This is a genomic window from Bacillus sp. z26 (assembly GCF_058313635.1).
On the sequence record NZ_JBZFQM010000002.1, the window covers coordinates 49,874 to 75,830 of the forward strand.

20 protein-coding genes are annotated in these 25,957 nt (G+C 39.9%); 4 read left to right on the top strand and 16 right to left on the bottom strand.

Going from position 1 to position 25,957, the window contains the following annotated elements; translation table 11 throughout:
• Nucleotides 1–16 precede the first annotated feature (16 nt).
• From mutL to AC4G3K_RS05440, 4 genes are all read right to left on the bottom strand, one after another.
• Entirely contained in the window at nucleotides 17–1,951 is a 1,935-nt protein-coding gene (gene mutL, locus AC4G3K_RS05425; protein ID WP_491077122.1) for a DNA mismatch repair endonuclease MutL, read from the bottom strand.
• A gap of 15 nt (nucleotides 1,952–1,966) precedes the next feature.
• Nucleotides 1,967–4,579: a DNA mismatch repair protein MutS gene (mutS, locus tag AC4G3K_RS05430; protein ID WP_491077121.1), complete on the bottom strand. Its 2,613-nt coding sequence runs from the start codon at nucleotides 4,577–4,579 to the stop codon at nucleotides 1,967–1,969.
• Between the two features lie 103 nt (nucleotides 4,580–4,682).
• The gene (locus tag AC4G3K_RS05435; protein ID WP_491077120.1) at nucleotides 4,683–5,270 is read right to left on the bottom strand and encodes an outer spore coat protein CotE; all 588 of its coding nucleotides are present in this window, start codon (nucleotides 5,268–5,270) and stop codon (nucleotides 4,683–4,685) included.
• A 216-nt stretch (nucleotides 5,271–5,486) separates the two neighbouring features.
• On the bottom strand, nucleotides 5,487–5,921 hold the full coding sequence (locus AC4G3K_RS05440) for a DUF4395 domain-containing protein (RefSeq protein WP_491132705.1): 435 nt from the start codon (nucleotides 5,919–5,921) through the stop codon (nucleotides 5,487–5,489).
• 486 nt (nucleotides 5,922–6,407) lie between these two features.
• On the opposite strand from AC4G3K_RS05440, the gene katA reads away from it, so the two are divergent.
• On the top strand, nucleotides 6,408–7,859 hold the full coding sequence (gene katA, locus AC4G3K_RS05445; RefSeq protein ID WP_491077198.1) for a catalase KatA: 1,452 nt from the start codon (nucleotides 6,408–6,410) through the stop codon (nucleotides 7,857–7,859).
• Between the two features lie 271 nt (nucleotides 7,860–8,130).
• On the opposite strand, the gene AC4G3K_RS05450 is transcribed toward katA, so the two are convergent.
• Both AC4G3K_RS05450 and AC4G3K_RS05455 read right to left on the bottom strand, forming a co-directional pair.
• Nucleotides 8,131–8,673 (bottom strand): hypothetical protein, encoded by a 543-nt coding sequence (locus tag AC4G3K_RS05450; protein WP_491132706.1) that lies wholly within the window; start codon nucleotides 8,671–8,673, stop codon nucleotides 8,131–8,133.
• A gap of 25 nt (nucleotides 8,674–8,698) precedes the next feature.
• Nucleotides 8,699–8,980 carry a hypothetical protein gene (locus AC4G3K_RS05455; protein WP_491132707.1) on the bottom strand — a complete coding sequence of 94 codons (282 nt, stop codon included), beginning with the start codon at nucleotides 8,978–8,980 and terminating at the stop codon, nucleotides 8,699–8,701.
• A gap of 289 nt (nucleotides 8,981–9,269) precedes the next feature.
• Between AC4G3K_RS05455 and AC4G3K_RS05460 the strand changes: the two genes are divergently transcribed.
• Nucleotides 9,270–11,360 (top strand): 5'-nucleotidase C-terminal domain-containing protein, encoded by a 2,091-nt coding sequence (locus AC4G3K_RS05460; protein WP_491132708.1) that lies wholly within the window; start codon nucleotides 9,270–9,272, stop codon nucleotides 11,358–11,360.
• Nucleotides 11,361–11,903: 543 nt separating this feature from the next.
• Entirely contained in the window at nucleotides 11,904–12,638 is a 735-nt protein-coding gene (locus tag AC4G3K_RS05465) for a class I SAM-dependent methyltransferase (RefSeq protein ID WP_491132709.1), read from the top strand.
• A gap of 181 nt (nucleotides 12,639–12,819) precedes the next feature.
• Here the strand turns inward: AC4G3K_RS05465 and AC4G3K_RS05470 are convergent, their stop codons facing one another.
• The 3 genes from AC4G3K_RS05470 to AC4G3K_RS05480 all read right to left on the bottom strand — a co-directional run bounded on the left by AC4G3K_RS05470 (nucleotide 12,820) and on the right by AC4G3K_RS05480 (nucleotide 16,108).
• The gene (locus tag AC4G3K_RS05470; protein ID WP_491132710.1) at nucleotides 12,820–14,841 is read right to left on the bottom strand and encodes a penicillin-binding transpeptidase domain-containing protein; all 2,022 of its coding nucleotides are present in this window, start codon (nucleotides 14,839–14,841) and stop codon (nucleotides 12,820–12,822) included.
• A gap of 156 nt (nucleotides 14,842–14,997) precedes the next feature.
• Nucleotides 14,998–15,669: an HAD family hydrolase gene (locus tag AC4G3K_RS05475; RefSeq protein WP_491132711.1), complete on the bottom strand. Its 672-nt coding sequence runs from the start codon at nucleotides 15,667–15,669 to the stop codon at nucleotides 14,998–15,000.
• A gap of 157 nt (nucleotides 15,670–15,826) precedes the next feature.
• Nucleotides 15,827–16,108 carry a hypothetical protein gene (locus tag AC4G3K_RS05480; RefSeq protein ID WP_491132712.1) on the bottom strand — a complete coding sequence of 94 codons (282 nt, stop codon included), beginning with the start codon at nucleotides 16,106–16,108 and terminating at the stop codon, nucleotides 15,827–15,829.
• A gap of 417 nt (nucleotides 16,109–16,525) precedes the next feature.
• On the opposite strand from AC4G3K_RS05480, the gene safA reads away from it, so the two are divergent.
• Entirely contained in the window at nucleotides 16,526–17,128 is a 603-nt protein-coding gene (gene safA / locus AC4G3K_RS05485) for a SafA/ExsA family spore coat assembly protein (protein WP_491132713.1), read from the top strand.
• Nucleotides 17,129–17,287: 159 nt separating this feature from the next.
• Here safA and AC4G3K_RS05490 read toward each other — a convergent pair whose 3' ends face one another.
• From AC4G3K_RS05490 to preA, 7 genes are all read right to left on the bottom strand, one after another.
• Nucleotides 17,288–18,640, bottom strand: a complete 1,353-nt coding sequence (locus AC4G3K_RS05490) for an aspartate aminotransferase family protein (protein ID WP_491133236.1) — start codon at nucleotides 18,638–18,640, stop codon at nucleotides 17,288–17,290.
• A gap of 22 nt (nucleotides 18,641–18,662) precedes the next feature.
• On the bottom strand, nucleotides 18,663–20,129 hold the full coding sequence (locus tag AC4G3K_RS05495) for a CoA-acylating methylmalonate-semialdehyde dehydrogenase (protein ID WP_491132714.1): 1,467 nt from the start codon (nucleotides 20,127–20,129) through the stop codon (nucleotides 18,663–18,665).
• 79 nt (nucleotides 20,130–20,208) lie between these two features.
• Nucleotides 20,209–21,441, bottom strand: a complete 1,233-nt coding sequence (locus AC4G3K_RS05500; protein ID WP_491132715.1) for a Zn-dependent hydrolase — start codon at nucleotides 21,439–21,441, stop codon at nucleotides 20,209–20,211.
• 30 nt (nucleotides 21,442–21,471) lie between these two features.
• Entirely contained in the window at nucleotides 21,472–21,711 is a 240-nt protein-coding gene (locus AC4G3K_RS05505; protein ID WP_491077109.1) for a hypothetical protein, read from the bottom strand.
• 19 nt (nucleotides 21,712–21,730) lie between these two features.
• Complete coding sequence (locus AC4G3K_RS05510; protein WP_491132716.1) at nucleotides 21,731–23,206, bottom strand: NCS1 family transporter; 1,476 nt, start codon at nucleotides 23,204–23,206, stop codon at nucleotides 21,731–21,733.
• Between the two features lie 20 nt (nucleotides 23,207–23,226).
• Nucleotides 23,227–24,645 carry a dihydropyrimidinase gene (gene hydA, locus AC4G3K_RS05515; protein ID WP_491132717.1) on the bottom strand — a complete coding sequence of 473 codons (1,419 nt, stop codon included), beginning with the start codon at nucleotides 24,643–24,645 and terminating at the stop codon, nucleotides 23,227–23,229.
• A gap of 38 nt (nucleotides 24,646–24,683) precedes the next feature.
• Nucleotides 24,684–25,955 carry an NAD-dependent dihydropyrimidine dehydrogenase subunit PreA gene (gene preA, locus AC4G3K_RS05520; protein ID WP_491132718.1) on the bottom strand — a complete coding sequence of 424 codons (1,272 nt, stop codon included), beginning with the start codon at nucleotides 25,953–25,955 and terminating at the stop codon, nucleotides 24,684–24,686.
• Nucleotides 25,956–25,957: the final 2 nt, after the last annotated feature.

Consider the following 25,957-nt stretch of genomic DNA (forward strand, 5'->3'; position numbering starts at 1 on the left):
TTCATGACTCATTCGATTACATAACCCGTTTAAACATCTTTTCCAGTTCATAAATTGAATAATGGACAATAATCGGACGGCCATGCGGGCATGTAAATGGATCGTTAGTACGCCGCAATTCATCCAGCAGTGCGCTTATTTCATCATTCCGCAAATGCCTGTTTGCTTTTATAGACCCTTTACAGCTCATCATGATAGCCGCTTCCTCACGCAATTTCTTTATATCTACCTTTTTCATGGTTAATACTTGGTGGACCATCTCATCAATGATTGTTTCTTCCATACCATTTGGGAACCACGTAGGATGCGCACGGACAATATAGCTATTTAATCCAAATGGCTCTAAAAATACGCCAACTGCTTCCAATTCGTCTTTATGCTCTTCCAACTTTACAAATTCATCCGTCGAATACTCCAATGTCATTGGAACCAGCATCTCTTGCAGTTCTTTATTGACTTCACCCACTCTATGCTTGAAGTACTCGTACTTAATCCGTTCTTGGGCAGCATGCTGATCAATCATATAGAGCCCTTGGTCATTTTGAGCCAAAATATACGTACCATGCAATTGTCCAATTGGATATAAAGGTGGAATCCGGCTTTCTTGATTATCGTGATTTGCCTGATCCGGCTGTAATTCCTCTTTCTTTCTATCCACTGTCGGCTCTATATTTTGTGGCACAGATCGAGTACTAGCCATAATTCCTTCCTCATCCAGTACTTGATTGGATTCTAGATCATCCTCATCCTGCACCGGAACAGGATGAGAAGCATTGAACTCCGGCTTTGGTTGTTCAAACTCGGGTGGATCATAAATCACTGAAAACCCTTCATTTGCCTTTAAAATTGGGGGAGCCTGCTTCGGCGGTTCAGGCTGCTTGGTACTTTCCTCCCTAAATGTAAATTGAGTTTGTTCCGCTTTGGTTTTTTCATCACGTTTAACAGGAGCACCCGTTGGAATTAACGTCTCTTTTTTAAATGTGTTCCGGATTGCCTCACTGATTACCTCCATCAGCTCTTGCTCTTTACTGAAACGGACTTCCATTTTCGACGGATGCACATTGACATCCACCAATAATGGGTCCATTTCGATATTGAGCATAGCTATTGGATAACGTCCAATCGGTAATAATGTGTGGTATCCTTCCATAATAGCTTTGGCGATTAAATAATTTTTAATGAAACGTCCATTGACGAGTATTGTCATATAGTTCCGTGATGCTCTCGTCATTTCCGGATGACCTGCATAGCCTTTTATTGAAAAATCAAGTGTAGATGCTTCAAAGGGCAGCATTTTTTGAGCAGTTTGGATTCCATAAATCCCTGCAAGTACTTGAAGCGAATTGCCATTACCTGACGTTTGCAATAAAGTCCTGTCATTGTGAACAAGCTTAAATGATACATCGGGATGAGACAGAGCCAGCCTATTCACAACATCCGTTATATTGCCGAGTTCAGTATGAACGCTCTTAACATATTTCAAACGAGCAGGTGTATTAAAAAACAGTTCACTTACCGTCATATCGGTTCCTTTACGACTCGAAAAGGACTCATGCGTCAGAACTTTGCCGCCTTCCAGTAAAAGGCGGGTTCCAGGTCCTTCACCTGTAGATGTCTTCAATTCAAATCTGGATACAGAGGCAATGGAAGGCAGGGCCTCACCGCGGAAACCTAATGTTCGAATTCTGAATAAATCATTTTCATCTTTGATCTTACTGGTCGCATGCCTATGAAAAGCATTCAGGGCATCGTCATCTTCCATACCATCTCCATTATCAATGATACGAATGGATTCCAAACCGGCTTCCGTCACATAAATCTCAATAACCGTACTGTTAGCATCTATAGAGTTTTCTACTAACTCTTTTACAACAGATGCAGGTCTCTCGACTACTTCTCCAGCAGCGATTTTATTGGATAATAGATCATCTAACAGTACAATTTTCCCCATTCTGATTTCTCCTCCCTATTTTAATTTTTTTTGTAATTCATACAATGTATTTAACGCCTCTAAAGGATTCATTTCTAAAATGGATAAGGATTTGAGTTCTTCTGCTACCTTCCATTCTTTCGAGTGTCGGGATGGTTGCGGTGTTTTTTCCTTTCTTTCTTCTGTAAAGAAAGATAATTGCGCCTGTTCACTGACCTTTTCAGCCCGTGAGTTAATTTCTGCAGAAGGTGTTATTTTAGGATGCTTATCACCTTGCTCCAGCACATTTAATATCTCCTCAGCCCGCCTGATAACGGTATCTGGCATTTCTGCAAGCTTAGCAACATGAATACCGTAACTTCGATCGGCAGGGCCATCAACAACCTTATGAAGGAAAATAACATTTCCATTTTGTTCAATCGCGCGCACATGTACGTTTTTCAGCTTGTCCAATTGTTCAGAGAGAGCTGTCAATTCATGATAATGCGTGGAGAATAAGGTAGCAGCTCCAATATGATGATGAATATATTCAATAATGGACTGTGCCAATGCCATCCCATCATAGGTCGATGTCCCTCTTCCAATCTCATCAAATAACAGCAGACTATTTTCAGTTGCATTCGTAATGGCATGGTTTGCCTCAAGCATTTCTACCATGAACGTACTTTGTCCTGATATCAAATCATCTGCAGCACCGATTCTCGTAAAGACCTGATCAAAAATAGGCAGAATAGCTTCATCTGCAGGTACAAAGCAACCGATTTGAGCCATAATGGCTGTAAGGGCAACCTGGCGCATATACGTACTCTTACCAGACATATTCGGACCGGTGATTAATAATATTTCTTTCTTTTTGTCCAAAAAGCAATCGTTTGGTACATATTCAATAGCTTTCAAGACTTTTTCTACGACTGGATGCCTGCCATTTTTAATACTCATTTGGCGAGTTTTAGAAAATTGGGGCTTCACATAGTGATAACGTTCACTGATGGTAGAGAAGCATTGTAAAACATCCAATTCACTGATTTCCATCGCCAATTTTTGCAAACGAGGGATATAATCTTTAATTTGATCACGCAATTCACAGAATAAATCATATTCGAGGCCCGTACTTTTCTCTTCTGCTTCAAGAATGATGGTTTCTTTTTCCTTCAATTCTGGTGTTATATAGCGCTCTGCATTGGCTAGAGTTTGTTTTCTGTCATATCGATCATCTTTTAAAAGATGAACATTTGCTTTCGTCACTTCTAAATAGTACCCGAATACACGATTATAGCCGATTTTAAGTGAACGTATGCCTGTTTTCTCTCTTTCTATTTGTTCCAACTGGGCAATCCATGTTTTGCCGTTTTTGGATGCATCGCGATAACGATCTAAATCCTCATTATACCCTTCGCGAATAATGCCTCCCTCTTTAATCGAAATCGGCGGATTTTCATGAAGCGCCAGTTCAAGTAAATCAGTCACTTCTTCACACGGATCCATACGAGAAGCTATTTCTTTTGCCGTATCATTCGGAAGTCTTCCTATCACATCTATAATAGCCGGCACTTGCTGCAGGGAACGCTTTAGCTGCAATAGATCCCGGGCATTTACATTGCCATAGGATACACGGCCAGTCAAACGTTCCAGATCATAAACTTCATGCAATAGCTCACGAAGCTCTTCCCGTTCAAAAAATTGGTTCATAAATGTATCGACCATCGATAAACGAGCTTCTATTTCTGCTTCATTGATTAACGGGCGCTCAATCCATTGCTTTAATCTGCGGCCTCCCATGGCTGTCTTTGTTTCATCAAGAAGCCATAAAAGAGATCCTTTTTTTCCTTTCGAACGGATTGTCTCGGTTAGCTCTAGATTTCTTTTTGAATAATAATCGATTTTTAAATACTGTTCTGTTTCATATAATTCAACAGGTTGGATATGTTCAATATTTCTCTTTTGAGTACGTTGTATATAGTTAAGTAAACGGGCTACTGTTTGTTTTAAATTTTTTTTCGGAAGTTCTTTTACCAGATGGCTAAACTCAGCTTTAGGTTCAGAATCCACTTCGTGAGAGACGGTGACAACCCCTCTCTCTTTTAATAACACTTCTTTTTCATCCCCAAAATCGGACGGAACCACAACTTCCTTAGACCCAATCACCGACACCTCGTTTAACACATCTTTAAAATCAGCGAAATGAGTTACACGGTTTTCACCGGTTGTTAAATCGATATAGGCGACTCCAAATGCAGCGTTATCCATCAATGAAATAGAAGTCAGGTAATTATTTTCTTTTTCTGCCAGGCTCTTGCCTTCCATAACAGTCCCCGGAGTAATCAATTGTACAACTTCACGTTTAACGACCCCTTTTGCTGCTTTCGGGTCCTCCGTTTGCTCGCAGATTGCTACTTTATAGCCTCGATCTACTAAAGTTTCTATATAGGATTGCGCGGAATGATAAGGGACCCCGCACATCGGAATTTTTTGATCTCCTCCGCCGTTTTTTGCTGTTAACGTTATCTCTAGTTCTTTTGATGCCTTAATCGCATCCTCAAAGAACATTTCATAAAAATCACCAAGGCGGAAAAACAAGAACGCATCTTGATAATCTGCCTTTATACTCAAGTATTGTTGAATCATAGGGGTATAGGTTGCTACTGCCATTTTCCCAAAACCTTTCTTTCAGTCAGATAATTAATAGAAGTATTATATCATAGGAGCCAGCTGTTCTAACTCAAAAAAACTAGAGAGTTTTCTCTCTAGTTCCTTAAACCCGATTGCCTTTGCCTTGTTTCCTACTCGGTTCATAAGTGCTGGACTCTTCACTATGATCTAGGAAATCAGGGATAATTTCCGCCAATTCTTCATCATCTACATCAAGTTCCCAGCTTTCCTCATCATTGCACCCATTTTCCCTTACTGAAACACATACTTTCGTTTCACCAATGATTTCCACTAAAAATTCACGTTCAACATGAACAGAGATTTTTTCTCCATCTGGAGTAATTAGACATTCTATACAATTTGGCTGCTGAACTACCTTTGCAATGACTTCATTATCATCGTATACCGTTTGATCCCGATATTTTAACTTTATAATATCTTTATACGGAACCTTTTCTGTTCTAACCTCTGTTTTTGTATTATTGCTGAAAGAATACCATACATTGATATCATAGTACCCTGCAATTTCTACCTTTTTACCTTGTTTCCTGGCTTCATACGTATGATTAATAATCCAGCAGCCCAGTATACTGGTAGGATCATGATCTGGACAAACCGTATGATTCGCTTTGGTAAACTTCCGTCCTTTTGCCACTACTGCTTTCGTGATGATTTCTCTATATTGTGACATACAAGGTTACCCTCCTCAACCATTTTCATTTCATCCTATGCGTGATAAATATCTAGTGTGAAAGTTAATTATCAGTTCAACAAGGATTGAATGCTACAGTTTATGCCCATGGGAAAAAAAGGTGACCTTGATTTGAAAATAGGAACAAGTTGTGCGTGATTCTTCTATATAAAAGAAAAAAGAGAATCTTCTTTAATCAAAGATTCTCATCCTATTTTAAACTGTTTTATTTGCTGATTTTTTGTACATATATTGCTGCCACTGAAAACGGATAAAACAACCAATACAGAATCCAAGTATAGCAACAAATGAAGCAATCGCTACTAAAGCAGTAAAGGTATATGCCGCAATATCCCAACCAAGTAAATAACTGATCAGTCCTCCAGCAAGGCAAATCACCGCAATTATTTGATTGAATTGTTGCTGAGCCCATTCTTCCGGTATATAGTCAGAAGGTTTTTTTCTTAAAAATAATTTACCTGCTTGCATGATGGGATTAAATCCGAACATTAATCCCATTATTCCTGCAATTAAAGGCAGAGCTAAAATCCATTCATTGCCTGTACTCCATACTGCGACTACACTGAGAAAAATCACCCATTGATTCAAACGAACCAATGGCCTTGGGACCGTACGAACAACCTCTGTCATTATATCATACCTTTCATATATGTTTTATGAGTTATAAATCATCTTACTTGGAATCATCCTCATTTGAAAGGAAAATGATTTCTCAACCTGTAAATTTTATATAATATGGCCTATTTTTGGAGTTACTCAATCTATAAGAGAGGGGCAAAAATAACTTGCATTCTTTATCAGACTTAATAAATGTTTCTGACTGCTATATATCTATAGTAAGCCATAAAAGCTATAAGGACCTCTTCTTAATATAGTTTTGCAGATTTCAAAAACTGTAAGAACAGAAATACAGTTTCTTATTGAGAATGACTTAAATAACTCCGAAACTTTAAACAAACTCGTACCAACTACGAATTCGCCCGTTATCTCCAAAAGAGAATTCTGTCATAATATCGACTTTTATTTATAATGATTTTAAATAAATAAAGGTTTTTATTTGATAAACATAAAAAAAGTCACTATAATAGGTTTATCTTACGAAAAAGGGTGGTATACATATTGTCCAAAAAATTAACGACTAGTTGGGGAGCTCCTGTTGGAGACAACCAGAATTCCATTACAGCTGGAAAACGCGGACCAACTTTAATTCAAGATGTTCATTTATTAGAAAAATTAGCTCACTTTAACAGAGAACGTGTGCCTGAGCGTGTCGTGCATGCAAAAGGTGGCGGAGCGCACGGTTATTTTGAAGTTACAAATGACCTAACTGAATATACTAAAGCGGCTTTCCTATCTGAAGTTGGGAAAAAAACTCCACTGTTCACTCGTTTCTCAACAGTCGCAGGTGAACTTGGTTCTGCTGATACTTTACGTGACCCACGTGGATTCGCAGTTAAAATTTATACGGAAGAAGGCAACTATGACATCGTTGGTAACAACACTCCTGTCTTCTTTATCCGTGATGCGATTAAATTCCCTGATTTTATACATACACAAAAAAGGAACCCGCAAACACATTTGAAAAACCCGGATGCAGTTTGGGATTTCTGGTCTCTTTCACCTGAATCATTGCACCAAATTACCATCCTAATGTCTGACCGCGGAATTCCTGCTACTTGGCGTCATATGCACGGATTTGGAAGCCACACATTCAAATGGACGAATGCTGAAGGCAAATCCGTATGGGTTAAATACCACTGGAAAACAGAACAAGGAATTAAAAACCTAGCTACTGATTTAGCTGCTGAACTTGCTGGTACAAACCCAGACTATCATATTGAAGATTTATTCAATGCGATTGATGCTGGAGATTACCCTGCTTGGAAATTATGCGTACAAATCATGCCGCTTGAAGATGCCAATACGTATCGTTTCGATCCATTCGATGTAACGAAAGTTTGGTCTCAAAAAGATTATCCTTTGATCGAAGTTGGCCGTATGGTATTAGATAGAAACCCAGAAAACTATTTTGCTGAAGTAGAACAAGCTACGTTCTCTCCTGGTAATTTCGTTCCTGGTATTGATGTATCACCAGATAAATTATTACAAGGCCGTTTATTCGCCTATGCAGACGCTCACCGTTACCGCGTAGGAGCAAACCATAATCACTTGCCAGTTAACCGTCCTAAAACAGAAGTGAATAACTACCAACGTGACGGACAAATGAACCCAAGTATTAATGGCGGATCATCTGTATATTACGAGCCAAACAGCTTTGGAGGACCGAAAGAATCTCCTGAAGATCAACAAGCTACTTTTGAAGTAGAAGGTTATGCTGCAAGCACCGCTTATGATAGAGATGATTTCTACACACAAGCTGGTGACCTATATAGATTGTTAAGCAGCGAAGAACGCGCTAACTTAGTTAACAACATCGTTGGTGCTATGCAAGGTGTATCTATACCTGAAATTATCGAACGTCAAATTCAGCACTTCTACAAAGCTGATCCTGAATATGGAACACTTGTAGCTGCAGGATTAGGCTTAACAGTAACTGAAGAAGTTTAATAGATATATAATTTTATTTTCCAAATAATTTAATCCTATTTCTCATTCTCAATTATATTCTTTTATTCTCAATTAATTTAGAGGTACTGCATTGCAGTACCTCTTTCTATACGCTTTTTTCATAAGGATTAGGACTACCGTTTATCATTTATTTGAAATGTGGCGTATTCTCCCGTAAGAAAGCGGCCGTACTTGTTATTCAACTAACGATACGAAAAGGAATACTAATTCAAAAAGCACGCCCTTTTCATGAATAAACCCAGCCCCTCTATTAGCTTGTATGTTTTTTAACAACCTTTACCATCTGCCTGATTGCTCCTAAATGATACGCAGCATGGGCTAACGCCCCTAAGAGGTTAGTAGTCATTGAAGAATTAAAATTATGCTCCTCAGTAATGTATTTAGTTATCTTCATGTACTCATGATGAAGCCCTTTCTTTATTTGCTCCCATTCATCTTTTGTCACCACTCCAATTTTCCAACTCTCACCCCAATCAAGATCTTCCGTCTTACCCTCTAATGATTGGTTATTGGCCCATAAGTGGTAACGTGTATGATCCGTATGGGCAGCAATTGACACACCTTCAACTAGTACGGAAGCTTCCTCTGAGCTTAAAGAATCAATAGTACCGAACAATCCGCTCCCAGGCTTTGATTCAGTGAACCAACTCCCATTTCCTTTGGGTCCATCAAATGTTTCACTTAATAAGATCTTAATTCCTTCATTATTCATGTCATCACCCTTCCTATTCATCATTTCATTATAATCACTATCCCTATCCTTCAGAATTAAATTAAGAAGTAAATCATTCATGTTCTTATATTTGTCCCTTTGATAGCTAGGCTATATTTTTTAGCCAGATTAAGATGCGAATGAAATGAAATGGTTCAAACCAGCTAATCAAAAAGAGCGCGATAAAAAATGAACTAAGTGAAACAAATTTTAAAATTCCTTTTTCTTGTTTAAAAAACGCCACAACACTAAAGACAATCCCAATTAAACAAGAAAAAACCCCCAAAAGAAAGGTCATTTCAATATGATTCTCTAATCTCCCCGCTAAACCGATTAATATTAGTCCCACGATTACGAAGACTATTGACCATAAACTGAATTTTCTCACCATCACACCTCCAATATACCTTTAACATTAATTGGAATAATCCAACAATTAGTTCTGGGTTTATCTTTATATAAAGAGGAATCAATCCCTTCATCAAAAGTAATCACTGTTCTTCATCAAAAAGGAATCTACTAAAGGATATTAAGGTAAATGATTGCTAAATAAATAGTACTAAATAACTATTTATCTGAAAATTACGTCGATTCCCCTAAAAACTAATTATAATCAGATATAAGGCCAATATCTTGGCCACATCAAACAAAAAGGGGAGCGATTTATGAAGTTGCGATTGAAGTTTTGTCGTATGTTTACCGTTATCACAATGGCTGCTACGCTTGCTGGAACATTGGTTGTTCCGATGGTGGATGCAAAGACAGCTAACCGGCAGAGTGAAGCTCGTTTTATTCAGGAACTGGGTGTTTCTCCTCAAACCGCTAAGAAACAGGAATCCTTAACCCGAATTGATGCAGCGGAACTGATAGCGCGTGCATTAAAGCTCGATTACCAAAAAGCACCAAAGACAAATTTTACAGATGTGCCAAAATCGTCCCAAAAAGCTGTAAGCTCATTAATCCATGCTGGTATCCTTGAAGCGAAAAGCAAGAATAAGTTCGGCAGCAATGAGACTTTAACTCGCGGAGAGCTTACAGTATGGATTGCCAATGCTTTTGATTTGAAAGGAAGCACCGAAACAGCCTTCACTGATGTACCTAAGAAACACCGAGAAAGAATCGGTTCTATCGTTCTTTATGGTATTGCTGAAGGCATTTCCGATACTGAATTTGGCTATAGCCACAAGGTTAGCCTATCTGAATTTATTACCATGCTGCAACTAGCATTAAAAGCCCCTGATTATCAATTACGTGTCCTTCATGTCAACGATACGCACGCCAACATTGAAAATACACCTCGGCAACTAACCGCAATCGATGAACATCGCAATGGAAATACAAATAATCTTCTTCTCCATGCCGGTGATGTGTTCTCTGGCACCCTTTATTTCAATGAATTTAAGGGGCTAGCCGATTTAGAATTGATGAACCTCGCCGAATTCGATGCGTTTACATTCGGCAACCATGAATTTGATCTTGGGACTGAGACATTGCTACCATTTGTACAAAATGCCGAATTCCCATTTGTAAGCGCAAATGTTAATTTCAGCAAGGATACCCTCATGAAGAACCTTCAAAATAACACATATTCCGCAAAACCACATGATGGAAAAATCTATGACGGCATCATCAAGAATATAAATGGTGAGAAAGTCGGCATTTTCGGCTTAACGACAGCTGAGACTACCAGTATCTCAAGTCCTGGAGATGTTAGATTCGAAGAGTATATCGCTTCAGCAAAAGCGTCTGTGAAAGCATTCAAGAGACAAAGCGTTGATAAAATCGTTGCCCTTACCCATATTGGTTACAATGATGGCGGTGGTGACAATGATCTCGAGCTGGCCAATCAAGTCGAAGGAATCGACATCATTGTCGGCGGCCATTCTCATTCACAGCTGGATCAGCCAGTCGTTGTGGATAAATTCAAAGAACCAACGATCATCGTCCAAGCTAACGAGTATTCCAAATATCTAGGGGAGCTTGATGTAAGCTTTGATAAAAAAGGGAAAGTCATCGCCTATAAAGGGGAGCTGATAAGCATTGACGCCAAGAATGAGCAAGGTTCTTATATCTTTACCGAAAACCCGGCAGCAGCTCAAATTCTAGCGAAGTACAAGCCGGTTGTTGATGCAAAGAAAAAACAAGTTGTCGGCACAACAACAGTTGACTTAATTGGGGGCAATCCTGCTGCAAGGACTGGCGAAACAAATCTTGGCAACTTGATTGCTGATGGGATGCTCGACAAGGCAAAAACCATCAACTCAAATACAGTAATTGCACTCCAAAATGGCGGCGGTGTCCGGACAACCTTAAAGGCTGGACCAATCACATTAGCGGACGTGATGACAGTCCTTCCATTCAGTAACGCACTCGCAATCATAGAAATCAGCGGAGCTGAACTAAAAACAGCTCTTGAACATAGCGTTAGTGCAGCTCCAAGTGCTAGCGGCGGTTACCTGCAGGTTGCAGGCATGCACTTTACCTATGACAGCTCTAAACCAGTAGGAGCACGCGTCCAATCAGTAGAAATACTCCAGGATGGGGAATATACCCCACTCTCTGATACTGAGACCTACTTCGCTGCCACGAACATCTTCACCGCTAAAGGCGGAGATGGCTATTCCGTCTTTGCAGATATTTACGCAGATGGCCGTGTAAGCGAACCAGGATTCGTAGATTGGGAGATTTTCTCCGATTACATCCAATCCTTCCCTGATCAAACTGTATCACCGTATGTTGAAGACAGGATTATTGATATTTCCAGATAAACAGACTGAAGGCATCAGTGTTTGACTGATGCCTTTTTCCATAACTATTAAAAAAATCCGTTAACCTGAATCTCAAACTCTAACAAAATGGAAGATATGAATTTTTCGAAAGAACAGGCCTACTTCCTCCCCCTTCTTCTGTTCTGCACCCCCTAATTTAAATCCCAACTCTACCTTTTGGAGGTCACTTTATTCCTACTTCTTAATGAATTTCATTCCCATGTTAGTGTTCAATCGAAATGAAAAACTATAAATTAGGTAATTGCTGGTCGAATGTATTGACATGCCACCATCCCTTGAATTGATATCCAAGATCAAATAGACGGTTTTCCTTATTAAACTTGTTATCTTTCTTCCTCGTAGTTTTCTTACTATATCCTCAAATTTATTCTCTCCCGGTTCTTTTTCCAGCTATTTTACTCACCCCGCAAGAAAACAAGGGTTAATTTACCTTTTATGGTATTATATACAAAAGCATATTCTACTAAGAGTTGATCGCTGTATGAAAGTACTCAAATACCAAAAAATTACGAGGAGGAATTTATGGAATTCAGGGGACCTAGCGTTTATGAAGAGGAAGAGTTTTTTTCAAACTATATGACAAGAAGAGCTAGGAAAGATAGCCCTAATAATGCTATTGAAACTCCGATTATTTTTGATCTAATGGATGACTTTAAAAATAAAAATCTATTAGACTTGGGTTGTGGTGACGCTTCTTTTGGCAAAGATTTATTAGAACGAGGTGCAGCAACTTACACTGGGATTGAGGGTTCTGAACAAATGGTGAAGGCTGCAAAAAGGAATCTATCAGGGATTAATGGAAGCGTGTATCATCATACAATGGAATCATATCCTTACTTAAAAGAAAAGTTTGACATTGTAACGTCAAGATTTGCTATACACTATGTATCCGATATTCACTCCCTCTTTAAAAATATACATTTGTCATTAAAAGACGAAGGTAAGTTTGTTTTCAGCGTTCAACATCCAATTACTACTGCTTCTTTTCAAAGTAAAGCAACTGGTGATAGACGTGAAAATTGGATTGTAGATGATTATTTCCTTGATGGGGAAAGAAAAGAACCTTGGATTGAACAAATAGTGGTAAAATATCACCGAACAGTCGAACAATACTTTAGAGCTCTTGTCTGTTCTGGCTTTTCAGTGACTGATTTACGAGAAGGTCAACCTGTACGTAAAAACTTCAATGATGAAAAAGAATATAATAGAAGACTCAGAATTCCAGTTGTATTAGCGTTTTCTTGTACAAAAATATAATGAATCATTAAACGGGATACCAACATATAGACTTCACTCTGGAGTTTTTTAACTCACACTATTATAGCTATTCTACATTTAATGCGAAATGACTTTTTAAAAAGACTTACATAAAAAAGATGCTTCCACTCTACTTTCTAGTGGAAGCATCTTTTCTAATTCTTGTTCTATTACCTTTTAATTATTCAATTTCAGAAGAATCCCAGTTTAGGAATGTCTTTTGGATAATGGATTGAACCTCTTTGCCTCCGCCATTATTTTGCACATCTTCAATTAATAGTGACATAATGGCTTTTGGATTTTTTTGATCATAGGCTACGAATAGTCCATTTTCCACGCCTTCTTCATCCTGTGTCTTTTTCAATTCAGCTGTTCCTGTCTTACCAGCTAACTCTAATTTAGGTGTGTTGGCCGCTTTACCTGTACCACTTGTTACAACTTTTCTCAAATCAGTTTTCAAGGTCTTTGCCTGTTCCTTCGTTAAAAAAGAATCGTGCCACACAGCTGATTCAGTATCAAGATAAAGACGAGGCTTCATTAATTTCCCATCATTTACAATCGTTCCGTAAATGCTGGACAAATGCACCGCACTCATCAATACTTCTCCTTGTCCATAGCCTGTATCTGCCAATAGCTTACTGCTTTCTAACTTATCGCTATTTGAATATTGTGAGGCTCGAATTGGATATTCGAGCGGAAATTTATCTTCGCCAATTCCCAATTCCTTAAATCCATTAATTAAATCCTTCTCACCAATTGAAAGGGCTGTCTGAGCAAAATAAATATTATCTGATATTTGCAATGCGGTCTGCAAATTAACAGGATGTCCTGGATCACTTACCCTTGTAATTGAGGCATCTCCCCAATCTTTTCCTTTGGACCATTTTAACCCTTTAATATCCATTTGTTTCTCTGGGTCAAGTTTACCGGAACTTAAACCAATCGCTGCAATAATCGGCTTAATGGTTGAGCCTGGTGAATAGGTTGCCGCAAATCGATTAAGCAGCGGTTGTTTCTTATCTTTTTCCAGTTGATTATATTTCTCTGAGCTAATCCCAAGCACAAAATCATTTGGATTAAATGATGGAGAACTTACAAGCGCCAACACATCACCCGTTTTGGGCTGAACAGCTGCAAAGGTACCCGCAGCTCCCTTCATATTTTGAAAGGCCAGCTTTTGCAATTCAGCATCTATAACTAATCTAAAATTTTCCCCATCCTGAGCTTCTGTTTCAGCAATCACCACAGGGTCTTCTTTACGATCAATATAAATGGTATACCCATCTTTAGGACGAAGCTTGTCCTCTAATAATTGCTCAAGCCCTCTTTTACCAATGACACTGTCATTCGTATATCCTTTATCTTTATTTTTCTCCAGCTCTTCAGCAGTAATGGTTCCCACATAACCTGTTAAATGAGCGGCACTTTCTTTATAAGGATATTCCCGAATTTCTTTTTCTTGAAAACTGACACCATTGATTACTTTTATCTTTTCAATTAGCTCTTTTTGATTATTTTGAATCGTTTTGATTGGTACAAAATAACTTGGTTGCACCCAGCTCTGATTTAGCTGCTTGTCAATATAATCATCACTGAGATTCAATAATTTGGTTAACACAGCTTTTTTAGATTCATCAAAATTCTCCGGAACAATTCCTACTGTTTGTGCAATTCCATTTATAGCAAGACCATTCCCGTTTCGATCGAGGATTTCTCCCCTTTTACCAGTGGTATGTTTAATACCTATCTTATCGTCCGGTTTTAGTTCCGGGAAAATATAAGTTGTATCCCAATCAACATACCAATTCTCTTCCTCATCTTTTGTTTCAAGCTTCATGGTTACTTCTTTTTCGAATTCAATCGGACCTGCAAGCGAATTCATTTTCACTTGAATCGGAAGGGTTATGCTTTTCTTGTCCTTCAACTCATTCTCATCCTTGAATGCACTTTTTACTGATAAATCCGAAATTTCTAAATCCTCATATACCTTTTCATACCGATTGACATATTGTTCTTTCTTAACCTTATCTTTTACTGAAACTGCTACATAATCCGAATACATTTTTTCAAATTTTTGTTCGTTCCAAAGGTTTATGTATTCATTTAATCGCTCTTCCGGACTGGCAATATTATTACAACCACCTAAGAGAAGAATCAATAAGAAAATTCCTATACTTCCCCATATCGTTTTTTTACTCTTCAATGAATTGCCCCCTTTCACATACATTCTTATTATACTAAACTAAGGAATTGTTTTCACAATGATTTATCCTAGAATTACCTTATTGGACATAAAAAAAACCTTTTCATTTAACAAGAGATGTTAAATAAAAAGATTACACTAGTAGATTCGTCATTTTTACAGCTTATTAACAGGTACATGTTTATATTTTTTTATTAATTTAGTAAAATCAGGCAATGTTTTACATATATGTGATGGTTTTGTTTCATATGTTGTGGATTGAACCGTGCTAAACCATTGAGCTGCAATCGTTGTCACTTTTGCCGAGGCTCCTGCAGCCATATCAACTTGACTATCCCCAACGAATAATGCTTCAGAGGGCGCATTATGAAGTAACTTTAATGCTTTCTGGATACCTTCAGGACTTGGTTTGTTTTCCTTCACTTCATCTCCGGAGATGGTCACATCAAAATAATCATATAGATTCAAAGTTTCTAATGATAATGTTAAAGATCTTCTGCTTTTTCTTGTAATAATCCCCAGATTAACATCCATATCCTTCAAAACATCCAACATTTCCTGAATTTCTGTTAAGTATTCAAACTCTCGATTATGCCCTTTTTCGTATTGATCATAAAAATCTTCTATGGCATACTCAACTTTTTCCTTATTTTGCAAATGTTTTCTAATAATAAGATCCTCAATAGGACCAAATAATTGAATGATTTCTTCATTAGTTAAATTTCTTTGATCATATTTATTAAATACATACCTAAATGCCTCGAAACATACAGGTAAAGTATCGGCAATGGTTCCATCGTAATCAAAAAGAACAGTTTGGAGACTCATAGTGCCACTTCCTCTCTGCATTAACCCTCTATAGAATATTACCCATTTATTATAATTGTTAATACAATATTAATTATAGTATTAAAAGTAATATTTGAAAGCGCTTTATTTTAAGTGGTCACAAATAAATCATCTCACTTTATTAATGCGTAAACATTTATTCATTATATTCGTAAGCTGTGTAAATCTCTGTGACTTCTTTAACGGAGAGTTGAAAAGAATCACTGGCCATCTTCATAAATCGGTCTTCAAAAACTGCTGAATTATAATTTGGAGCTGTATTGAGATGTGCTTTTGCTTTCTTAATATACGTATATACTGTTTTCTGGTCAACAGAACTTTCAACCTCTGCCTTTTGATTTTCCTTTATGTAATTTTCAGGAACATGGCAGCCTGTTAATAATAATGCAACACTCACTCCTATTACCATTTTTTTCATTATTTAGAACCCCTTTCCACCTATCTGTTTCTAGTATAAAAGACTTATAGCCGGAAAGGATAGTAAGTTTTTAAATTTGTCACAATTCGATATATCCATAATTTAAATCATATATTTATACCGCTCTAAATAATGTCCCTTTCATCGGTTAACGAAAGGCTCTTCGGTCCGGAAGTTAATCCCCTCCCATATAATTTCTGGTATATTTTAGCAATGTCTTCCCCCTAAAACCATTAATCACCAGCTTTCTCTCTCCATACTCTTAATACCGAAACCATAAACTACCATTCTCGTATAAAACAGTTTCTATTAAGGATCCATTATGGATATTATAGATTTCCTATTATTTACAACCCTTTTCTCTTCTATCCTTTTATATAATGAAACTTCTATTAAAAATTCATAAGGAGAGGAAAGATGAAGAAAAAAATTATATCTATTACACTCACAACCACTTTATTGCTACCTACAGCATCAGTTTTTGCAGACTATCAATATAGCGTTGTCTCTGGAGATACTTTATGGAAAATTGCTGTCAAAACTGAGACAGGGATCAGTGAACTAATTGCTGCAAATACACAAATCTCAAATATAAACCTCATTTATCCTGGACAAAAGATTAATATTCCTACTCAGGATGATATAAAAGCATACGAGCAAGAAGTTATCAGACTCGTTAATGCAGAAAGAACCAAACAAGGTCTAAAAGAATTACAATATGATTGGGAGCTTGCCAGAGTTGCAAGATACAAGTCAGAGGACATGAGAGATAACAAATACTTTAGCCATACTAGTCCTGTGTATGGTTCCCCATTTGAGATGATTAAGAACTTCGGCATCACCTATAAAGCTGCTGCTGAAAATATCGCAAAAGGACAAACTACTCCGGAACAAGTCGTAAAATCGTGGATGAATAGCTCAGGACACAGAGCGAATATATTGAATACAAAATATACTCATATTGGCGTAGGTTATACTAAAGACGGTCATATTTGGACTCAGCAATTTATATCTAAGTAAAAAGAAAGCCTTCTCGGCTTTCTTTTTTTGACCAAATAAGTAACCTCATAGAACTTATTGATTAAATCTAAATCATAAAACATACAAGATTATCATGAAGGCTGGTTATAGACTGATTTCTTCATTAAAATGATCTCTGTAAATACCCTATCTTTATTCTTATAAAACTGCTATTTCCTCCGCAACCGTGGTACACACAATATCTGCCTCTTCCTTGCTGATGGATAAAGGAGGCGCAATGGTTAGAATATTATTAAACCCGGCGACAGTTGCACCGTTTTTGCCAATCAGCACACCTTTTTCTTTACAACCGGCTATAACTTGATTGACTGCATTTATATCAATCGGGGCTTTTGTCTCCTTATCCCTAACAAGCTCGATTCCAATTAACAACCCCTTTCCGCGGATATTGCCGACCAAGGAGTGATTGCCAATCGACTTTTTAAGGCTTTCCTTCATATATTTTCCAAGTATTTTGGAATTTTCATATAAGCCCTCTTGTTCCATAAGTTCAAGATTTTTCAAAGCAAGTGCACAAGCTGCAGGATTTCCGCCAAAAGTATTAACATGGCGGAAATAATCGTACTCCTCTGTTCCCTGGAAGGATTCATAGATTTCTCTTTTTACCGCTGTCGCTGACAATGGAAGATACCCACTTGTAATTCCTTTTGCCATCGTGACAATATCAGGCTTCACGCCGTAGTTCATAAATCCGAACGGCTCACCTGTCCTTCCAAATCCGCAGATCACCTCATCGGCAATTAATAAGGTTCCGTGTTTGTCACATAGTTCGCGGACACCGGACATATAGCCTTCTGGCGGCATGAGCACTCCTCCACCCGTAATGATTGGCTCCATAATAACCCCGGCGATTGTCTCACCTAACTCCCACGTCATTACCTGGTCCATATCCTTTACCGATTGCAGTTCTAGCGGCTTGCTGTCATCCGCTTCCGGCCATCGGTACGAGTCTGGCGGAGCTACGTGAATAAATCCCGGTGCGAGCGGTTCATACTTATATTTGCGCTGGGCCTGTCCCGTAGCGGCAAGTGCCCCCATTGAATTGCCGTGGTAAGAGCGATAACGAGAGATAAATTTATAGCGAGAATGCTCCCCCTTTTGTGCATGATATTGCCTTGCTATTTTAAAAGCAGCTTCATTCGCTTCTGATCCACTGTTAGAAAAGAAAACAACATAGTCGCCTCCAAGCATGTTATTTAGCTTTTCCGCAAGCTCAATAGCAGGCTGATGACTTTGGCTCAATGGAAAATAGGCCATTTTCTTTAATTGTTCATAAGCAGCCTCGGCCAGTTCCTCACGGCCATATCCGATATTGACACACCAGAGGCCTGCCATCGCATCAATCAATCGATTGCCATTTGCGTCTGTGACCCAGCATCCTTGCGCCTGCTCAGCTATCATGGTTGCATTCGGGTTATATGGCTTCATTGAATGCCATACATAGTCCCGATCCTTTGTCAGCAAATCTGTCTCTTCCTTAATCTCTCCCATCACCATCTGTCTCCTCCTTTCATTAAAAATCAAATCTGGAAGTAATCATTTTCTTGCGTGTATAGAAATTAACGCCGTCTTTTCCGTTCACATGAAGGTCTCCATAAAAGGAATCCTTCCAACCGGAGAATGGAAAAAAGGCCATCGTAGCCGGTACCCCAACATTAATCCCGAGCATTCCCGCATCTGCTTCTTCCCGGAACTGCCTAATTGCACGGGCATCTTTCGTATAAATCGTTGCCCCATTTCCATATTTAGACTTTTTGATAAACTCTAAAGCTTCATCTATTGAATCAGCTCGGAGCAGACTAAGGATAGGACCGAACATTTCTTCCTTAGCAAGCGTCATTTCAGGCTTCACATGATCAAATATCGTTGGTCCAAGAAAATAGCCTTCCTTTTGCAATTCCGCTTCGCTTCTTCCGTCCCGAATTAAATCTGCCCCTTCCTTCAAACCGTTATCAATATAGCCTAAAAGTTTCTCCCGCTGCCCTTCTCTAATGACAGGGGTCAATAATACATCTTCGTCCATTCCATTTCCGATTGTGAGCTGATCCGCCTGCCTTTTCAGTTCCTCAGTAAATACCTCTCCCTCACCAACAATGACAACCGCGCTGCAAGCCATGCAACGCTGGCCAGCACTCCCGAATGAAGAGCTGATGATATTCCTAGCTGCCTTTTTCACATCTGCATCAGGCATTACAATATGATGATTTTTTGCACCGGAGAGAGCCTGTACTCTTTTCCCGTTCGCAGCAGCACGGCTATACACATATTTCGCGACTGGCTGTGAGCCGACAAATGAAATGGCTTTTACTTCTGGATGATCAAGCAGCCCATTCACAACATCATGGGCGCCATGCACAACATTCAGCACACCTCTTGGGGCTCCCGCTTCCGTAAATAGCTCTGCCAGCTTATTCGCAAGCATCGGTGTCCGCTCAGATGGCTTGAGGATAAATGTGTTGCCACAAGCAATCGCAAGTGGGAACATCCAGAGAGGAACCATCATCGGAAAATTAAAGGGGGCAATGCCGCCGACGACCCCATGCGGATAACGGAACATTTCTGAATCAATATCCTCTGCAATATTCGACAAGGTCTCACCCATCATTAAAGTCGGAGCCCCAGCCGCGAATTCAACACACTCAATCCCTCGCTGAACTTCCCCATACGCCTCTTTGTAAGCCTTTCCATTTTCTTTTACAACAAGCTTTGCAAGCTCTTCATGATGTTCCGTTAAGAGATAGTGATATTTATAGAGAATACGGGCACGTTTTGGAACAGGCACATGCCTCCATTCCTTAAAAGCAGCACCCGCTACTTGCACCGCTTTGTCTACATCTTCAAGAGAAGATAAGGGAACTCGCGCGAGCACCTCTCCCGTTGCCGGGTTCGGAACATCTAATGTTTCCGCACCGTAAGCATCCACCCACTCACCATTTATGTAATTCTTCAATACTAGAGTTTCCTCTTTGATCATCGACATTTTTGCTTCCTCCTATTAGTTCGTATTTAAACAACAGACCTTCACTTGATAAAAGATTCATGGCATGAGTACGTATTCATCAAACAGATTGCATATTAAGAATTGTTTCGAGAAGAACGTTTACCCCTTTCTCACAATCCTCCCAAGATGTCAGCTCCACTTCAGTATGACTTTTTCCATTTATGCTCGGGACGAACACCATGGCAGTGGGAATATAGGATGCTATGAATTGAGCGTCATGTCCTGCTCCGCTTACCATTTCCTTATACGAATAGCCGAGTGTCTCTGCTGCTTTTGTAAGCTGTCTGCAAAGATCCTCATTAAAGAGAACCGTTTCCCTTCCCCAAAGTTTCCTAATCTCCACCTGGCAATCATCTAGTTGATAAGAGTCCTTAATCTTCCGAATCATTTCCTCAACCTGTTTAATCACTTTTGAATCTTGATGTCTCGCCTCTAAGGAAAAGACTGCCTTCTCTGGTATGACAGTATGAATATTTGGCCAGACATTCATGCGGCCAATTGTATAGACTAGCTCAGTGTCCAATTCACTCAATTGGCTGCGTAATTCGCTGATAATATCATTAGCAGTGAATAAGGCATCCTTTCTCATCGACATCGGGGTTGTTCCTGCATGATCTGATTCTCCACTAATCTCCCACTCATAACAAACCATCCCAACTACACACTCGACGATACCAATGGACATAGATTCCTGTTCCAAAATCGGTCCTTGTTCAATATGAAGTTCTAAAAAGGCTGTTCCTTCTTTCAATCTGTTTTTCTCATCTCCTGCATAGCCAATTGATTTCAAAGCTTCTTTAAAAGTGATTTCATCTTCATCCTTTTTTTGGAACATGGTATCTTTGGCAAATTTTCCTGACAGTATACCAGATGACATCATGGACGGTTCAAAACGGGCTCCCTCTTCATTCGTATAGTTAACAATTGTAATTGGAATGCGGGGCGTTATTTCATTTTCGATGAGTGTTCTGACCACCTCAAGCCCGGCCGCCACCCCTAAAACTCCGTCAAATCTTCCTCCCTTTTTTACAGAATCAAGATGTGAGCCAATCAGGATAGGCGGTCTATCTTCTCTGCCATTTAAGGTAGCGTACATATTGCCTAGGTCATCATGCTTGATTTCAAGCCCTAGCTCATCGCAGCAATCCCTTAAATAATTTCTGGCAGCTCTGTCCTCCTCTGTTAAGGCCAGTCTGGTCACTCCGTTATTATCCGTTTTGCCATATTGCGCAAATGCTTCTAGCGACTCCTTTAAGCGTTCACCATTGATTAATAGTTTTTGCCCTTCCATTAAACCAACCACTCTCCTTTTCATAAATGGCTACATTTTATTCTTCAGTGAAGCCTGTTGTTCAATCAGCTTAACGGAGAAATACTTCCTTGCATCCGGCGAAGTGATATGTAGAATATGCTTTTCATATGGATCTTGCATGAGCTCCTTGCTACTGAACTCTACATAGGCGCCATTCAAATTTTCCATGATGGACTTGATGATAAAGCCCTGTTCGAGGAAAGAATCAATTCGCTTCTTCTCATCTAGATACTGCGTGTAATCTGACATAAGAGAAATCCTCCTTCTTCTAAATTTGCTTAGAGATGGTTTTTGTCTCCGGTACTCGGCCTGTTTCTTTCCCGTCAATCTCCCAGTCTCTCCCGGCTGTAAGACCTAAATATTTTTCATCACTCGGATCAATCAGTTCTGCCTGAGGATACATCACAAACCACCAGTACCTGGCCAGAACATAATAGAGTGCACCTCCAACAATGAAGCCGACAAGAGAGGAATAAGCTGACAACAGATTTGCCGCTGTTCCTCCTACAACCCAGGCAATAAATCCAGCCATATTAATGCCTTTCCAATAATGAAACTGACCGTTTAATTCATAAAGATCCTTAACATGAACCCTTCGTTTCCGTAGTAAATAATAATCTGCGAAGAGGATACCGACAATTGAGCTCAAGATCCCACCAATAATCAATAGAACTGAATTCAAAACATCAAAAAGACTCCAAGGCTGCGCGATGATCCCGATTATACCCGCAATCACGACACCGACCCAAAATGGCACTTTTGGACCTCCTACATTCGAGAAAATCGTCGCTGCCGGAATGACATTCGCGGACGTATTAGTCGACCATTGCGCCAATACGATCATCAACAATAGGATGCCAAGCACAATGCCGCTTGCCGATTCTTGAAGTGCAACAATCGGATCAGATGTGCCGACAGCTATATACGAGACAGCCCCGATGACAATCATGAGGGTATTGAAAATCGGCATCACAATAAGGCTTCCGAATAGTTGGGTCTTATTGCGTTTAAACCAACTTCTCTCATTCTTAGGAGCTTTAAAAAATCTGGAGAGAGTCGGCATATCAGCTGCAAGTGTCGCCCAAAATCCCATATTGGCCATCACGACGATCATGAAAGCCGTAAAAGCAGAACCTCCTGCTGCCGGACTCTCCACCCATGACCAAATATCTCTTCCCGCTGATTCTGCCTTGTCAGCAAGGGTAATGTACATCCAGCAAGAGATCAGGATGATAATGGGTGCAGCCAAATCGGCAAACCGTTCAATGGACTTGATGCCCATCGCCGTGTTTACCAGCTGAAAGGCCGTGAATAAAAGAAAACAGAAGATCCAATTATCAAAATCGAACAAGAGATTTAATACTGAATTTATGGCTGTTGAGCCAAAATACGTATTGATTCCAAACCAGCAGGAGGCGGTAATCCCACGTACAATGGACGGGATATGCGTTCCAATTGTCCCAAAAGGTGCTCTCATATAAACTGGAAAAGATAGACCATGTTCCACGCCGATGTCTCCAATTATTGTCATTAATATCCCAATAGCAACAGAACCGATTACCGTGGCCAGAATAACCAATCCTAAAGGCAGGTTAACGATACCGCCTCCGCCTATGGCAAAGGCGGCAAGTACGATGGCCATCCCTACCCAAATGACGGCAAAACCAAATGGTCCTATCTTTCGATCTTCATACTTAATAGGAAGTAAATCGGGAGACTTCAAATAATTAGTGTTCTTTTCCATTCCGGCACACATCCTTATTTTTATTTAGACAATATAGCTGTCTCCCTTGCCGTCAATGTTTCTTGATACTTAGCTCGCTTAATGTATTGGCCGGCTCCCGGTTTACCGACAAACTGTTTATCCTTAATGACGAATTCTCCTCTTGATAACACAGAGACAGGCTCACCCTTCACCTTCATTCCTTCAAACGGATTGTAATCTACAGCCATGTGATGAGTTTCAGCGGATATTACCCTCTCTACATTCGGGTCAAAGAGGACTACATCAGCGTCTGCCCCGATGGCGATTGTCCCTTTTTGCGGATATAAGCCAAACAGTTTGGCTGCACGTGTGGAAACCAAATCAACAAATTGATTCAAGGTAATACGTCCTTTATCAACACCTTCTGAGTAAAGAATACTGACCCTATCTTCAATAAGCGGCCCGCCATTTGGTATTTTAGAAAAATCATTCTTGCCAATATTTTTTTGGCCATTAAAATCGAAAGAACACTGGTCTGATCCAATTGTCTGTAATTGTCCTGTTTTCAGGGCATTCCAGAGCACATCCTGATTCCATTTCTCCCTGAGTGGAGGCGACCATACATATTTAGCCCCTTCAAAATCAGCTTTCTCCAAATAGCTTTGGTCAAGCACTAAATACTGCGGGCATGTTTCACCCCATATATTGATTCCATTCGCTCTCGCCTCGGCAATCTTTTTCGCCGCTTCCGCACAGGAGACATGGACGACGTATAATTGTGAATCTGCTAATCCTGTTAGAGTAGCTGCCCTTCCTGTTGCTTCTCCCTCCACTTCCGGCGGCCTTGTGAGCGCATGGAAAATCGGATCCGTATTCCCTTCAGCGAGAGCCTTTTTCACTAGATAATCAATCACATCCCCATTTTCAGCGTGAACCATGACGAGTGCACCAAGCTCTTTGCCGGCTATCAGTGTTTTAAAAAGCGTTTCATCATCTGCCTGGAATTGATTTTTATACGCCATAAAGACTTTAAAGGAGGTAATCCCTTCTTCCTTTGAAATCACCGGCAGCTCAGTCAGAACACTATCTGTCATTTCAACTATTTGAAGATGAAATCCGTAATCAATAACGGCTTTATCTTCTGATTTCTCGTGCCATGTTTTTACTGCATCCTTTAATGGTACTCCTTTAGAAGTTAGACAGAAATCGATGATTGTCGTTGTCCCTCCGAAAGCCGCCGCCTTCGTTCCACTTTCAAAATCATCCTTTGTGACCGTGCCTCCAAATGGCATGTCTAAGTGGGTGTGTGGGTCAATCCCTCCGGGGAAAATATAAGAACCCTTTGCATCAATAATCTCTGCATCTTTCTCACCCAAATTCTTGCCAATTTGGGTGATGATACCTTCATTGATTTCTATATCAGCTTCATACGTATCCGTCGCCGTTACAATAACACCATTTTTAATAATCTTTTTCATCCTTATTTCCCCCTAAAATGTATGATCTTACCTACTTATTATTTCCCCATTACGCTTCCCTGGAGAGCCGCCTGCCGTTCATTCCAGGTCATCGGTGGCAAAGTGTTTGGCAACTCCAACATATCAATTGCCCCTTCAGCAGGGCATACGATGGAGCAAAGATTGCACCCTACACAGTCTTCCTCCCTTACCTGGACATAGCTTGCACCACTCACATCCTTTAATAGATCAATGCACTGGTGAGAAGTGTCTTCACAGGCAATATGGCATTTATTGCAATGTATACAATTTTCCTGATTAATACGGGCAACAACCTTATAATTAAGATCAAGATTTCCCCAATCGGAATACTTATTAACAGACTTCCCGACAAGCTCCATAACTGATCCAATCCCTTTATCATCGAGATAGTTAGATAAGCCTTCAATCATGTCCTCAACAATGCTGAAACCGTGATGCATCGCAGCTGTACATACTTGTACCCCAGTCGCTCCCATCAACATGAATTCAACAGCATCCTGCCATGTCGAGATTCCGCCAATCCCGGAGATAGGAACCAATATACGCGGGTTACGCGCACATTCACCTACCATATTCAGAGCGATCGGTTTAACAGCCGGCCCGCAATAACCACCATGAGCACCCTTTCCGGCCACATGAGGAATCGTATCCCAAGTATCAATGTCGACCCCCGCCAGACTATTAATGGTATTAATCATACTGATGGCATCTGCTCCTCCATTGACAGCCGCTTCTGCTGTCGCGGTGATATCCGTAATATTAGGAGTCAATTTTACAATGACAGGTGTCTTTGCTACTTCCTTTGCCCAATAAGTTTGACGCTCGACTAGCTCCGGCACCTGTCCTGAGGCAGCTCCCATCCCCCTTTCAGCCATGCCGTGAGGACATCCGAAATTCAATTCGAGGCCATCTACGCCAACATCTTCGACACGCTTAACGATTTCATGCCACTTCTCCTGCTTTGGTTCCACCATGAGTGATGCAATAATGGCATGATTCGGAAAACGCTTCTTCGTTTCGTAAATTTCCTTTAAGTTCACTTCAAGCGGACGGTCTGTAATGAGCTCAATATTATTAAATCCTGCTACACGCTGTCCGTTAAAATGAACAGCGGCAAACCGTGATGATACATTTAGAATTGGGTCACCAAGCGTTTTCCAAACAGCTCCTCCCCATCCAGCTTCAAATGCCCTTTGCACCTGGTAGCCGGAATTTGTCGGCGGCGCAGATGCCAGCCAAAATGGATTTGGTGATTTAATGCCCCCAAGATTTATCTTTAAATCTGCCATAT

Coding starts and splice junctions, on each gene's coding strand:
- mutL (WP_491077122.1), bottom strand. CDS start 1,951: ATGGGGAAAATTGTACTGTTAGATGATCTATTATCCAATAAAATCGCT.
- mutS (WP_491077121.1), bottom strand. CDS start 4,579: ATGGCAGTAGCAACCTATACCCCTATGATTCAACAATACTTGAGTATA.
- AC4G3K_RS05435 (WP_491077120.1), bottom strand. CDS start 5,270: ATGTCACAATATAGAGAAATCATCACGAAAGCAGTAGTGGCAAAAGGA.
- AC4G3K_RS05440 (WP_491132705.1), bottom strand. CDS start 5,921: ATGACAGAGGTTGTTCGTACGGTCCCAAGGCCATTGGTTCGTTTGAAT.
- AC4G3K_RS05450 (WP_491132706.1), bottom strand. CDS start 8,673: ATGAATGATTTACTTCTTAATTTAATTCTGAAGGATAGGGATAGTGAT.
- AC4G3K_RS05465 (WP_491132709.1), top strand. CDS start 11,904: ATGGAATTCAGGGGACCTAGCGTTTATGAAGAGGAAGAGTTTTTTTCA.
- AC4G3K_RS05475 (WP_491132711.1), bottom strand. CDS start 15,669: ATGAGTCTCCAAACTGTTCTTTTTGATTACGATGGAACCATTGCCGAT.
- AC4G3K_RS05480 (WP_491132712.1), bottom strand. CDS start 16,108: ATGAAAAAAATGGTAATAGGAGTGAGTGTTGCATTATTATTAACAGGC.
- safA (WP_491132713.1), top strand. CDS start 16,526: ATGAAGAAAAAAATTATATCTATTACACTCACAACCACTTTATTGCTA.
- AC4G3K_RS05490 (WP_491133236.1), bottom strand. CDS start 18,640: ATGGGAGAGATTAAGGAAGAGACAGATTTGCTGACAAAGGATCGGGAC.
- AC4G3K_RS05495 (WP_491132714.1), bottom strand. CDS start 20,129: ATGTCGATGATCAAAGAGGAAACTCTAGTATTGAAGAATTACATAAAT.
- AC4G3K_RS05500 (WP_491132715.1), bottom strand. CDS start 21,441: ATGGAAGGGCAAAAACTATTAATCAATGGTGAACGCTTAAAGGAGTCG.
- AC4G3K_RS05505 (WP_491077109.1), bottom strand. CDS start 21,711: ATGTCAGATTACACGCAGTATCTAGATGAGAAGAAGCGAATTGATTCT.
- AC4G3K_RS05510 (WP_491132716.1), bottom strand. CDS start 23,206: ATGGAAAAGAACACTAATTATTTGAAGTCTCCCGATTTACTTCCTATT.
- hydA (WP_491132717.1), bottom strand. CDS start 24,645: ATGAAAAAGATTATTAAAAATGGTGTTATTGTAACGGCGACGGATACG.
- preA (WP_491132718.1), bottom strand. CDS start 25,955: ATGGCAGATTTAAAGATAAATCTTGGGGGCATTAAATCACCAAATCCA.